Source organism: Cellulosimicrobium funkei (assembly GCF_900155925.1).
Lineage (GTDB): Bacteria > Actinomycetota > Actinomycetes > Actinomycetales > Cellulomonadaceae > Cellulosimicrobium > Cellulosimicrobium funkei.
In genome coordinates this window covers 31,497-43,117 of record NZ_FTMI01000005.1, presented here as the reverse complement: position 1 = coordinate 43,117, position 11,621 = coordinate 31,497, and the positions used below count along the sequence as shown (strand labels likewise).

Below are 11,621 nucleotides of genomic sequence, written 5' to 3'. Positions count from 1 at the left end.
GCGCGGGGCGGTCAGATCGTGCGCGGGGCGCGTGCGAGGTTGGCCCGCAGCTCGTCGGCGTCCTGGCGCGCGACGTACGCCGGGCGGTCGCGCTCGACGCGCCACGACTCCGCGAGCGGGCTCGTGTCGACGGTGTCGAAGCCGAGCTCGTCGTAGAACCGCTCGACCCACGCGGCGGCCTCGGGGAAGTCGCTCGACGTCGCCAGCGCGCGGCGCCCCGGCGTCCCGGCGGGCGTGCCGTCGGTCGTGATGTGCGCCGACTGGATGTGGTTGAACGCCTTCGCGACCTTGGACGACGGCAGGTGCTCCTGGAGCAGGCCCGACGACGTCGCCTCGCCGCGGTCGAGCGCGTCGACGTGGCCGTCGCGCTCCCAGTAGTAGTTGTTCGTGTCGAGCACGATCTTCCCCGCGAGCGGCTCGACCGGGATCTCGCGGTACGCGTGGAAAGGCACCGCCACGACGGCGACGTCGGCGGCCCGCGCCGCCTCCTTCGCGGTCGCCGCGCGCGCCCGCGGACCGAGCTCGGCGACGAGGTCGTCGAGCGTGCGGGGGTCGCGCGAGTTCGCGATGACCACGTCGTACCCCTGCCCGACGGCGGCCCGCGCCACCTGGGAACCGATGTTGCCTGCGCCGATGATGCCGAGAGTCGTCATGGTCATCGACAACGCACCTGCGGCGTCACTATTCCGCACGGCTCGCCGTCCGGGCCGCTGTGGCATCCTGACGTCCGAGAGGGGGCCCCATGATCGATCCGCTGGTCGCCACGTTCGCGATCCTGGCCCTCGCCGTCGTGGGCTTCATGACGAACCGCCTGCCGCTCGTCGTCGTCGCGCTCTTCGTGCCCGTCGCGCTGTGGGCGACGGGCGTGCTCCCGCTCGACGAGGCGCTGGGAGGCTTCAGCGACCCGATCGTCCTCTTCATCGCGTCGCTCTTCGTGCTCAGTGACGCGCTGGACTCCACCGGCGTCACGGCGTGGATCGGGCAGTGGCTCGAGCGGCGCGCGTCGCTCGGGCGCGCGGGCCTACTCACGCTCATGGTGGGCGTCGCGGCGCTGCTCGCGGCGGTCATCAGCATCAACGGCGCCGTCGCGGCGCTGCTCCCCGTCGCGGTGGTCGCGGCGGCGCGCGCCGGGATCGTGCCGTCGCGCATGCTCGTCCCGCTCGCGTTCGCCGCCGGCGCGGGGTCGCTGCTCACCCTCACGGGCACGCCCGTGAACATCATCGTCTCCGAGGCGGCGGCCGAGGCCGGCGGCCGCGAGTTCGGCTACTTCGAGTTCGCGCTCGTCGGCGTCCCGCTCGTCCTCGCCACCGCGGTGCTCGTCGTGACCCTCGGCGACCGGCTGCTGCCCGAGCGCGTCCCCGAGCACCTCGCCGACACCGCGACCGACCCGCGCGAGCGCGTGCGCTCGTGGCGCGAGAGCTACACGCCCGACCTCGACACGGGCCGCCTGTTCACCGGCGGCACCGGGGTCGTGGAGGTGGTCATCGCACCCCGATCGACCCTCGTCGGGCGCACCGTCAGCCCGGGCATGACGACGCGCGACGAAGGGCTCGTCGTGGTCGCCCTCCGGCGGGGCGAGGCGCACGCGTCGGCGTCCGACGCCGAGCGGGCCTCCGGGACGCTGACCCTCCAGCCGGGCGACGCCGTGCTCGTGCGCGGCCCGTGGGACGCGCTCCACCGGTACACGCAGTCGCCCGACGTGCTCGCGGTCGACTCGGCGCGCAGCCTGCAGCGCGGCGTCCCGCTGAGCCGCGGCTGGCGCCGCTGCCTCGCCGTGCTCGTCGTGACCGTCGTGCTGCTCGCGACCGGCGTCGTGCCGCCCGTCATCGCCGGTCTGCTCGCCGCGGGTGCCCTGGTGGTCGGCGGGGTGGTCACCGTGCCGCAGGCGTTCCGTGCGATCTCGTGGGACACCGTCGTGCTCATCGCGGCGCTCATCCCGCTGTCCGCGGCGTTCGTCTCGTCCGGGGCGGCGGAGGCGATCGCCGGGCTCGTGCTCCGGCTCACGGGCGACGGGTCGCCGCGCCTCGCGCTGCTCGTGGTGTGCGTGCTCACGCTCGTGCTCGGGCAGTTCATCTCGAACGTCGCGACGGTGCTCGTCATGGCTCCCGTCGCGGTGTCGTTCGCGCAGACGCTCGACGTGAGCGTGCTGCCGTTCATGATGGCGCTCACGGTCGTGGGCGCGGCCGCGTTCCTCACCCCGATCGCCACCCCCGTCAACCTCATGGTCCTGCAGCCCGGCGGGTACCGGTTCGGCGACTACTGGCGCCTCGGCCTGCCGCTCGCCCTCGTCTTCCTCGCGGCAGCGGTCCTCTACGTGCCGCTCGTCTGGCCGTTCTGAGCCGCGAGCCCGTGACCGTCCTGCGGTCACCGTGGCACGACGTCACAGGTCGTGGCACGGTATACCGCGTCGCGCGGGCACCGGGCCCGTGCCGACGTACCTGACACGGGGGAGTCGTCCATGGCGGAGACCACGAACGGCACGTCCTACGACGCGGTCGTCATCGGGGCGGGCTACTCGGGCCTGGCGATGCTGCACCATCTGCGCGAGATCGGTCTGTCCGTGCTCGTCGTCGACGCCGCGGACGGGATCGGCGGCACCTGGTGGGCCAACCGCTACCCGGGCGTGCGGACCGACTCCGAGTACCTCGCGTACGCGTACTCGTTCTCGCGCGAGGTGCGCGACGAGTGGGACTGGTCCGAGCGCTACCCGCGCGGCGAGGAGATCCGCGCCTACCTCGAGTTCGTCGCCGACCGGCTCGACCTGCGCCGGGACATCCGGCTCGGCGTCGCCGTCGAGCGGGCCGAGCACTCCGACGCGACGAACCTCTGGACCCTCACCCTCGCGGACGGCTCCCGGCTGCGTGCGACGTACGTCGTCTCCGCGACCGGCCTGCTCTCCCGGCCCCTGTACCCGGACCTGCCCGGGCTCGACACGTTCGCGGGGCCGGTCCACCACTCGGCCCGCTGGCCGCACGACGGCGTCGACCTGGCGGGCAAGCGCGTGGGCCTGCTCGGGGTCGGTGCCTCGGGGATCCAGATGCTGCCCGAGCTCGCGGCCGTGGCGGAGCACGTCACCGTCTTCCAGCGCACCCCCAACTATGTGCTGGAGACGACGAGCCCCGCCGTGACGGCCGACGAGCTCGCCGCCCTTCGCGCCCGCTACGACGAGGTCTTCGAGCGCGCCGCGCGCCACCCCTTCGGTGTCCCCATGGAGATCCCCACGCGGTCCGCGCTCGAGGTCGACGCCGAGGAGCGCCGCCGCGTCTTCGAGTCCCGCTGGGAGGCGGGCGGCTTCCGGTTCGCCAACGAGTGCTTCACGGACCTCGTGTCCAGCCCCGAGGCGAGCGAGCTCGCGTCCGAGTTCCTGCGCGGCAAGATCCGCGAGGTCGTCGAGGACCCGCGGACGGCCCGCCTGCTCACCCCGACGACGTACCGCTTCATGGGCAAGCGGCCCCCGACGGGCCACGGCTACTACGCGGCGTACAACCGCGAGAACGTCGAGCTCGTCGACGTGCTGACCACGCCGGTCACGCGCGTGACGCCGCGCGGGATCGTCGTGGGGGAGGTCGAGCACGAGCTCGACGTGCTCGTGCTCGCCACCGGCTTCGACGCCATGACCGGGGCGCTCACGGCGTTCGACGTCGTCGGGCGGGACGGCGTCACCCTGCGCGAGCGCTGGGAGCGCGACGGTCTGCGTACCTACCTCGGCATCTCCGTGCGCGGCTTCCCGAACTTCTTCATGTCGCTCGGGCCGCAGACGCCGCTGTCCAACCTCACGGTGCCCGTCCAGCGCGGCGCGCAGTGGCTCCAGCGCGCGCTCGCGTACGCGCGCGAGCACGGCATCGACCGGCTCGAGGCCACGCCCGAGGCGGAGGAGTGGTGGCGCGCCGAGACGGAGCGCGCGGCCCGCGCGACCGTCATGTACGAGGAGGGCAAGAAGGCGGGCGCCTGGTTCGTCGGCGGCAACGTGCCGGGCAAGCGCGAGGAGATCGCCGTGTATCTCGGAGGTGGGCACGTCTACCAGGACGAGTGCGCCCGCGCCGCGGCCGAGCACTACGCCGGGTTCCGCCCCGGCACGGGGCTGCCGTCCTCCCACGTCGTGCGGCCTGAGGATGACCCGGAGACTGCGCCCGACGCCGGCTCGGCATCCGGGACCCAGGAGGCGCCGGTGGCCGCCGGGGTCGGCGGCTGACCGGCGGGCTCGGCGGCTGACCGGCGGGGTGCGGTGCGCCCCCTGCGTGCACCGCACCCGCCGCTCACGCCGCCGGACGTGCTGCGGCCGACCGGCCGCCCACGCCGCGGTCCGGACCGCTCAGCAGGTCAGTCCCGAGCCCGGGGCGACGCCCAGCACCTCGGTGATCCGCACGTAGCGGTCCACGCGGGACTGCACCGACGCCGGGTTGCCACCGCCGCACTCGAGCGCCCCGTTGAGCGAGTTGATCGTCTGGCCGAAGCCCGCGCCGGACACCATCGCCTGGTGCGACGTCATCACGCCGGGTCCGTTCTGGGTGTTCCAGTACCAGAGCGCGGTCTGCCACGCGACGGACGGGTCCTCCTCGACGAGCCACGGGTCGTTGAGCAGGTCGAGGCCCAGGGCGTCGCCGGCAGCCTTGTAGTTGAAGTTCCAGCTGAACATGATCGGCCCGCGCCCGTAGTAGGCCGTCTGGCCCGCCGGGCAGCCGAACGGCTGGGAGTAGTCACACTTGATCCAGTAGTTCGCCTCGTTGATCTCCTTCACGTACCGGAGCCCGACCGACTCGAAGTCCGCGTGCGTGAGGAACGCCGCGGCCTCGCGCGTCCGGGTCTCCGGCGTCCCCGTGCTGGCGAACGCCGGGTACGCACCGAGCGCGTCGACGAACCCGTCGTACGTGTAGAACGGGTGCCGCTTCGGGAAGATCGCGTCGAACTCCGCGCGGCTCACCACGAAGTCGTCCCCGCCGCCCGTGCACCGGCCCGCGTCCACCCAGACGCTCGTCGACCCCGGCGTCTCGCGCTGGGTCCACCACCGCGCCGTCCAGTTCCGCCCGTGGTGCGACGCCGTCTTCCCGCCCGAGTACGCGGTCGTCGGCGACCACGTCGCGGCGCACGCGGCGGCGCTCGCGGGCTGGTCGGCGCTCGCGGGGGAGAGGCCCGTTCCCGCGCCCGCCGGGGCCGTGACGGACACGGCGAGGACCGCCGAGGTGAGGACGGAGACGACGGTGGTGAGGGCGCGCCGGAAGCGAGTGCTCATGAATCCCCCTGCTGTTGCGGGCGGCATCGTTACCGCCGCTCGCAAACCTAGCGCGAGGGGTGCTCCGGCGACAAGGGCATGCTCGTCGCACCACGCGGAACGGCGCCCGGCCTGCACCGGAGAGGTGCGGGACGGACGCCGTTCGCTGTCATCCTGGGCAGGGCCGTGAGGCCCTCCGATCAGATGTCGTAGTAGAGCTCGAACTCGTGCGGGTGCGGGCGCAGGCGGATCGGGTCGATCTCGTGGGTGCGCTTGTAGTCGATCCACGTCTGGATGAGGTCCGGCGTGAACACGTCGCCCTGCGTGAGGAACTCGTGGTCGGCCTCGAGGTTGTCCAGCGCCTCGGCGAGCGAGCCGGGGACCTGCTGGATCTGCGCGTGCTCCTCGGGCGGCAGCTCGTACAGGTCCTTGTCGATCGGCTCCGGCGGCTCGATGCGGTTCTTGATGCCGTCGATGCCGGCGAGGAGCTGCGCGGCGAACGCGAGGTACGGGTTGGCCGACGGGTCCGGCACGCGGAACTCGACGCGCTTCGCGGCGGCGGACGAGCCGGTCACCGGGATGCGGATGCACGCGGAGCGGTTGCGGGCCGAGTAGACCAGGTTGACCGGGGCCTCGTAGCCCGGGACCAGGCGGTGGTAGGAGTTCACCGACGGGTTGGTGAACGCGAGCAGCGACGGCGCGTGCTTGAGCAGGCCGCCGATGTACCAGCGCGCGAGGTCGGAGAGACCGCCGTAGCCCTTCTCGTCGAAGAACAGCGGCTTGCCGTCCTTCCACAGGGACTGGTGCGAGTGCATGCCCGAGCCGTTGTCGCCGAAGATCGGCTTCGGCATGAACGTGACGGACTTGCCGGCCTCGAACGCCTCGTTGCGGATGACGTACTTGAACTTCATCAGGTCGTCGGCCGCGTGCAGCAGCGTGTTGAAGCGGTAGTTGATCTCCTGCTGGCCGGCGGTGCCCACCTCGTGGTGCGCGCGCTCGACCTCGAGGCCGACCTTCTCCAGCGTCGCGCACATCTCGTCGCGCAGGTCCGCGAAGCGGTCGGACGGGGAGACGGGGAAGTAGCCGCCCTTGTAGCGCGTCTTGTACGCGAGGTTGCCACCCTCCTCCTCGCGGCCCGTGTTCCACGCCGCCTCGACGGAGTCGAGGTAGTAGAAGCTCGAGTGCTGGTTCGTCGCGAAGCGCGCCTCGTCGAAGAGGTAGAACTCGGCCTCGGGCGCGAAGAACGCCGTGTCGGCGATGCCGGTGGAGCGCAGGTACGCCTCGGCCTTGGCCGCGATGTTGCGGGGGTCGCGCGAGTACGGCTCGCCCGTGAACGGGTCGACGATGGAGAAGTTCACGACGAGCGTCTTGCGCTTGCGGTACGGGTCCACGAACGCGGTCTTGACGTCCGGCACGAGCTTCATGTCCGACTCGTGGATCGCCTGGAAGCCGCGGATCGACGACCCGTCGAACATCAGGCCGTCCTCGAACGCCGACTCGTCGAACTGCGAGACGGGGATGTTGAAGTGCTGCATGATGCCGGGCAGGTCGCAGAACCGGACGTCGACGAACTCGACGCCTTCGTTCCGCGTGAAGGCGATTGCCTCCTCCGCGTTGTTGAACATCCGTTGCTCCTTGATCGGGTGGTGCCGTCGGGCTGCGCGGCGGACGAGCCGCTGACGTGGCGCCCACGAACCTAGGCCGGGGCGGTTTCCCTGCGGTGTACCCCTTGTTTCGGTCGTGTTACGTCCCGCGTCCCCGTGTGACGATCGTGCGACACGAGGGCACGCGGCAGCCGACGTGGGGTCGGTGTGCCGTTCGGCACGATACCGCCGTCCGACCGCCGGCGGGCGGTCCCGTCCACCGCGTGGCACGTACGCTGGTCCCGTGGTTTCACGCGAGGACATGGGTTCGTGGCTCGAGGGCGCCCCGGGCGGCCAGAACAGCGGTCGCGGTGCGCGGCTGGGACTCCCGCCGGACGGCCCCGGCTCCCTCGCGACGCTCGGTCGGCGCGTCGTCGCGCTGGTCATCGACTGGGTCCTCGCGACCCTGGTCGCGTTCCTCTTCTTCCGGCCCGCCGCGCCGGGGTTCTTCGAGGGCATCTCGGCGCTGCCGGTCTGGTCGCAGCCGCTGGTCTTCGCGATCGAGAACGTGCTGCTCGTGAGCACGCTCGGGTTCACCGTCGGCCACCGCGTCATGGGGATCCGGGTCCGGCGACTCGCCGAGCCGGCCCGCATGGTGGGTCTCGGTCGTGGCGTGCTGCGCACGGTCCTGCTCTGCCTCGTCATCCCGGCGGTCGTGTGGGACGCCGACGGTCGCGGCCTGCACGACCGCGCCGCGGGCACGGTGCTCGTCCGCTCCTGATCGCGGGCGGCCGGATCCCCACCCCTTCGCACGACGACGCCCGGCCGGCAGAGGGAAGATCCTCACCGACCGGGCGTCGGTCGTGGTGCAGGGGGTGCGTCAGCGCCCCTTGAGGCCCTTGCGGTCCGGGCGGGCCCGGGTCGGGTCGATCCCCTTGGGGATCGGCAGGCGCGAGACGCCGAGCGCGCGCAGGCGCTTGGAGACCTCCGCCGTCTCGGGCTTCGTGAGGGTCGGCTTGAGCTTCTGGACGGCGCGGGGGAGCTTGGGCAGCGCCACCTGGTCCTCGCCGTCGCCGACCTGGATCGTGGTGACCGGCACGTTCGGCAGCACCCGCGCGACGCGCTTGCGCTCGGCGTCGAGCAGACGCTTGGCGCGGTGCGGCGGGCCCTCGCTCACGAGCACCACGCCCGCGCGCCCGACGCCGCGGAACACGAGGTCCTGCGTGCGGGGGTCGATCGCGACGGGCTCCTCGTCGAACGTCCACCCGCGGCGGATCGTGCCGAGCGCGGCGCGCGCGGCGCCGGGCTGACCCTCGATCTGCTGGTAGGCGGCGCGCTCGGCGCGACGCGTGAGGACGAACATCGCGCCCAGCGCCGCGAACGGGATGCCGACGATGAGCGTGTAGACCCACTGGCCCCACCACAGGCCGATGCCCAGCGCGACGGCGAGGATGCCGACGAACACGCCGAGCATGACCCACGTGACCGCCGGGTCCTGCTTGCGGGTCATCTGGTAGGCGGCCCACACCTGGTGGTACCAGCGCTGCTTCTTGGGCTTCTTCTGCTTCGCGACCTGCTCGCCGGCGGCGGGCGCGCCGGTGCTGTCCGAGTTCTTGCGGGCCATGCCGGTCAGTCTAGTGGGGTGCGCGGGCCAGCAGGCTCGCGGCCTCCTGGCGGGACGTCGTCGGCTCGGCGAGGTGCGCGAGCGCGGCGGGGATCTCCATGCCGCGGCGCGTCATGGCCTGGCCCCAGAGCCGCCCGGCGCGGTACGACGACCGCACGAGCGGGCCGGACATGACGCCGAGGAAGCCGATCTCCTCCGCGGCGTCCGACAGCTCGACGAACTCCTCCGGCTTGACCCAGCGGTCCACGGGGTGGTGCCGCAGCGACGGGCGCAGGTACTGCGTGATCGTCACGAGGTCGCAGCCGGCGTCGTGCAGGTCCTGCAGCGCCTCCCTCGCCTCGTCGATCGTCTCGCCCATGCCGAGGATGATGTTCGACTTGGTGACGAGCCCCGCCTCGCGCGCCCGCGTGAGCACGGAGAGCGAGCGCTCGTACCGGAAGCCGGGACGGATCTGCTTGAAGATGCGCGGGACCGTCTCGAGGTTGTGCGCGAGCACCTCCGGCCGCGAGTCGTTCACCTCGTCGAGCAGCTCGGGGATCGCGTTGAAGTCCGGGATGAGCAGCTCGACGCCCGTGCCGGGGTTGAGCGCGTGGATCTGGCGGACGGTCTCCGCGTAGAGCCAGGCACCGCCGTCGGGCAGGTCGTCGCGCGCGACGCCCGTGATGGTCGAGTAGCGCAGGCCCATCGCCTGGACGGACTCCGCGACGCGGCGCGGCTCGTCCGCGTCGAAGTCGGCCGGCTTGCCCGTGTCGATCTGGCAGAAGTCGCACCGGCGCGTGCACTGGTCACCGCCGATGAGGAAGGTCGCCTCGCGGTCCTCCCAGCACTCGAAGATGTTGGGACAGCCCGCCTCCTCGCAGACCGTGTGCAGACCCTCGCGCTTCACGAGCCCCTTGAGCTCGGAGTACTCCGGGCCCATGGTCGCGCGGGTCTTGATCCACTCGGGCTTCTTCTCGATCGGCGTCGCGGCGTTGCGGGCCTCGACCCGCAGCATGCGCCGTCCTTCAGGTGCGATCGTCACGGGTGTCTCCCGGTCGTCGTGGCGAGTGAGCGCCGACGTCGCGCCGAGCAAACGGGCGGGCGGCGCACCGTTCGGGTGCGCGCCCTGGTACGACGCCGGACTCCGGTCAGACTACGCGCTCGCGCTCGTCGTCTCCCGCGCGTCGCTCACCCTGTGGACGTGACGTCAACGACACCCCGGTCACCACGAGCAGGACCGCCGCGACGACCGGCAGCGCGAACGCGCTCGTCGTCGAGACGGTGTCGGCGAGCGCGCCGCCCCCGGACGCACCGATCGCGACGCCGACGACGTTCGCGCTGGCCACGAGTGTCATGGCCGACGCCGTCCGCCCGGCCGGCGCGCGCTCGCCCGCGACGGTGAACACCGTGACCATGACGGGCCCGACGAACAGGCCGGTCGCTGCGACGGCGACGACGACGGCGGTCAGCGAGCCGCCCGCGGCCGCGAGCACGAGACCGGCCGTGCCGACCAGGAGCCCGGCCGCGAACGTGATCCAGCGGCTGCGCAGCCCCCAGCGGCGGGGGAGGGCGACCACGGAGAGCGCGGTGATCGCGGAGCCGACGCCCATGACGGCGTACACGAGCCCCGCGCTGCCGGGCACGCCCGCGTCGCGCGTGAGGGCGGTGAGCGCCGCCTGGGTCCCGCCGAACAGCAGCCCCATGGCGAGCATCCCGACGAGGACGACCGCCTCGCGACGCACGAGCGCGGCCGTCCCGCCGTCCGCCGCACCGGCCGTCGCGGCGTGCGGGCCGTGGCCGTGCGGCGTGGTCGCGCGCGCCGTGGGGTGGAGCGCGAACGCGGCGCCGAACACGGCGATGCCGCCGGCTGCGGCGAGCACCGCCACCTGGGGCGAGCCCGCGGACGCGAGGACGCCCACGAGGGCTGGCCCCAGCACGAAGCTCACCTCGTCGGCCGTGCTCTCGTAGCTCATCGCCGCCTCGACGGTGCGGGGCTCGTCGGCCGCGAGACGCAGCCAGCGCACGCGGGCCAGCGGACCGACCTGGGGAGCGCTCGCGCCGGTCGCCGCCGCGGCGAGCAGCACCGCGGCAGTGGCACCCGGCGCGGACGCCGAGAGGACGAGCGCCAGCACGGCGACCGTCGCGACCGGCACGCACACGAGCAGGACCCGGCGCTGACCGACGCGGTCGGCGAGCGCGCCCTGGGTCGGGCCGCCGAGCGCCGTCCCGAGCGCCGTCGCCGCGGAGGCGAGGCCGCCGAGCGCGACCGACGACGTCGTCGACGACACGAGCAGCAGCGTCCCGATGGTCAGCATGGAGAACGGCAGGCGCGCGAGGAAGGCGACGGGGAGGAACGCGCGGCCCGCGAGCTGGGGGAGCCGGGCGTAGCCCGTGCGGACGGGAGCGTCGCCGGGCGGGGGAGGTGCGGGGGTGCGGGTGCGCGACGTCGCGCGCGCGGGGGTGGTGGTCATGCGGTCCAGGTCCTCGGGGTACGTCCTGCCGCGCGCCGACCCACCCGTACTCCGGCGCGCGAGGATTCCCTGGAGCCTCCAGCCTATCCCGCGAGCGCGGCCGGCGGGGCGTCCGGAGCGCCGGCCGCGAGCAGCGGGCCGAGCGCCGTCCCGAGCGCGTCGACGAGGAGCGGTGCGACCTCGGCGAGCGTGACCTCGCGGCCGAGCTCCGCCGTGAGCGACGTCACGTCGGCGTCCTCGATGCCGCACGGGACGATCCGCTCGAACCGCGACAGGTCGGGCACGCAGTTCAGCGCGAGGCCGTGCATCGTCACGCCGCGCGCGACCCGCACGCCGATCGCGCAGACCTTGCGCTCGCGGCGGGACGCGTCGGCCGCGACCCAGACCCCGCTGCGGCCCTCGACGCGCATCGTCGCGAGCCCGAGGCGGGTGCAGACCGCCATGACGGCCTCCTCGAGCGCCCGGACGTACGCGACGACGTCCACGGGCTCGGCGAGCCGGACGATCGGGTAGACGACCTGCTGGCCGGGACCGTGCCAGGTGATCTTCCCGCCGCGGTCGACGTCCACGACGGGCGTGCCGTCGTCGGGCCGGTCGGAGCGGTTCGTGCGGCGCCCGGCCGTGTAGACGTCGGGGTGCTCGACGAGGACGAGGGTGTCCGGCCGCGTGCCCGCGACGACGTCGTCGTGCACCGCGCGCTGCAGGTCCCAGGCCTCGTGGTAGTCCGTGATCCCCGGCAGCGCGAGCAGGTCCAT

10 protein-coding genes are annotated in these 11,621 nt (G+C 73.2%); 3 read left to right on the top strand and 7 right to left on the bottom strand.

Annotation, left to right across the window (positions count from 1 at the left end):
- Positions 1-11: 11 nt before the first annotated feature.
- The gene (locus tag BXA05_RS13425; RefSeq protein ID WP_076405457.1) at positions 12-719 is read right to left on the bottom strand and encodes an NADPH-dependent F420 reductase; all 708 of its coding nucleotides are present in this window, start codon (positions 717-719) and stop codon (positions 12-14) included.
- Positions 720-742: 23 nt separating this feature from the next.
- Between BXA05_RS13425 and BXA05_RS13420 the strand changes: the two genes are divergently transcribed.
- The gene (locus tag BXA05_RS13420) at positions 743-2,338 is read left to right on the top strand and encodes an SLC13 family permease (RefSeq protein ID WP_206153658.1); all 1,596 of its coding nucleotides are present in this window, start codon (positions 743-745) and stop codon (positions 2,336-2,338) included.
- Between the two features lie 120 nt (positions 2,339-2,458).
- The gene (locus BXA05_RS13415) at positions 2,459-4,192 is read left to right on the top strand and encodes a flavin-containing monooxygenase (protein ID WP_076405455.1); all 1,734 of its coding nucleotides are present in this window, start codon (positions 2,459-2,461) and stop codon (positions 4,190-4,192) included.
- A 120-nt stretch (positions 4,193-4,312) separates the two neighbouring features.
- Here the strand turns inward: BXA05_RS13415 and BXA05_RS13410 are convergent, their stop codons facing one another.
- Together BXA05_RS13410 and glnA are read right to left on the bottom strand one after the other, a co-directional pair.
- Positions 4,313-5,230, bottom strand: a complete 918-nt coding sequence (locus BXA05_RS13410) for a glycoside hydrolase family 19 protein (protein WP_076405453.1) — start codon at positions 5,228-5,230, stop codon at positions 4,313-4,315.
- 179 nt (positions 5,231-5,409) lie between these two features.
- The gene (gene glnA, locus BXA05_RS13405) at positions 5,410-6,834 is read right to left on the bottom strand and encodes a type I glutamate--ammonia ligase (protein ID WP_076405451.1); all 1,425 of its coding nucleotides are present in this window, start codon (positions 6,832-6,834) and stop codon (positions 5,410-5,412) included.
- A 262-nt stretch (positions 6,835-7,096) separates the two neighbouring features.
- Between glnA and BXA05_RS13400 the strand changes: the two genes are divergently transcribed.
- Positions 7,097-7,573 carry an RDD family protein gene (locus BXA05_RS13400; protein WP_043656555.1) on the top strand — a complete coding sequence of 159 codons (477 nt, stop codon included), beginning with the start codon at positions 7,097-7,099 and terminating at the stop codon, positions 7,571-7,573.
- 99 nt (positions 7,574-7,672) lie between these two features.
- On the opposite strand, the gene BXA05_RS13395 is transcribed toward BXA05_RS13400, so the two are convergent.
- The 4 genes from BXA05_RS13395 to lipB all read right to left on the bottom strand — a co-directional run bounded on the left by BXA05_RS13395 (position 7,673) and on the right by lipB (position 11,621).
- The gene (locus BXA05_RS13395; RefSeq protein ID WP_021480396.1) at positions 7,673-8,416 is read right to left on the bottom strand and encodes a DUF4191 domain-containing protein; all 744 of its coding nucleotides are present in this window, start codon (positions 8,414-8,416) and stop codon (positions 7,673-7,675) included.
- A gap of 10 nt (positions 8,417-8,426) precedes the next feature.
- The gene (gene lipA / locus BXA05_RS13390; protein WP_076405449.1) at positions 8,427-9,437 is read right to left on the bottom strand and encodes a lipoyl synthase; all 1,011 of its coding nucleotides are present in this window, start codon (positions 9,435-9,437) and stop codon (positions 8,427-8,429) included.
- A 106-nt stretch (positions 9,438-9,543) separates the two neighbouring features.
- Positions 9,544-10,866, bottom strand: a complete 1,323-nt coding sequence (locus BXA05_RS13385) for an MFS transporter (protein ID WP_076405447.1) — start codon at positions 10,864-10,866, stop codon at positions 9,544-9,546.
- Between the two features lie 83 nt (positions 10,867-10,949).
- Positions 10,950-11,621: a lipoyl(octanoyl) transferase LipB gene (gene lipB, locus BXA05_RS13380; RefSeq protein ID WP_076405445.1), complete on the bottom strand. Its 672-nt coding sequence runs from the start codon at positions 11,619-11,621 to the stop codon at positions 10,950-10,952.

Bases quoted from the DNA above. Each gene is read 5' to 3' on its own strand.
- BXA05_RS13425 (WP_076405457.1), bottom strand. From the start codon at position 719: ATGCCACAGCGGCCCGGACGGCGAGCCGTGCGGAATAGTGACGCCGCA.
- BXA05_RS13420 (WP_206153658.1), top strand. From the start codon at position 743: ATGATCGATCCGCTGGTCGCCACGTTCGCGATCCTGGCCCTCGCCGTC.
- BXA05_RS13415 (WP_076405455.1), top strand. From the start codon at position 2,459: ATGGCGGAGACCACGAACGGCACGTCCTACGACGCGGTCGTCATCGGG.
- BXA05_RS13410 (WP_076405453.1), bottom strand. From the start codon at position 5,230: ATGAGCACTCGCTTCCGGCGCGCCCTCACCACCGTCGTCTCCGTCCTC.
- glnA (WP_076405451.1), bottom strand. From the start codon at position 6,834: ATGTTCAACAACGCGGAGGAGGCAATCGCCTTCACGCGGAACGAAGGC.
- BXA05_RS13395 (WP_021480396.1), bottom strand. From the start codon at position 8,416: ATGGCCCGCAAGAACTCGGACAGCACCGGCGCGCCCGCCGCCGGCGAG.
- BXA05_RS13385 (WP_076405447.1), bottom strand. From the start codon at position 10,866: ATGACCACCACCCCCGCGCGCGCGACGTCGCGCACCCGCACCCCCGCA.
- lipB (WP_076405445.1), bottom strand. From the start codon at position 11,621: ATGGACCTGCTCGCGCTGCCGGGGATCACGGACTACCACGAGGCCTGG.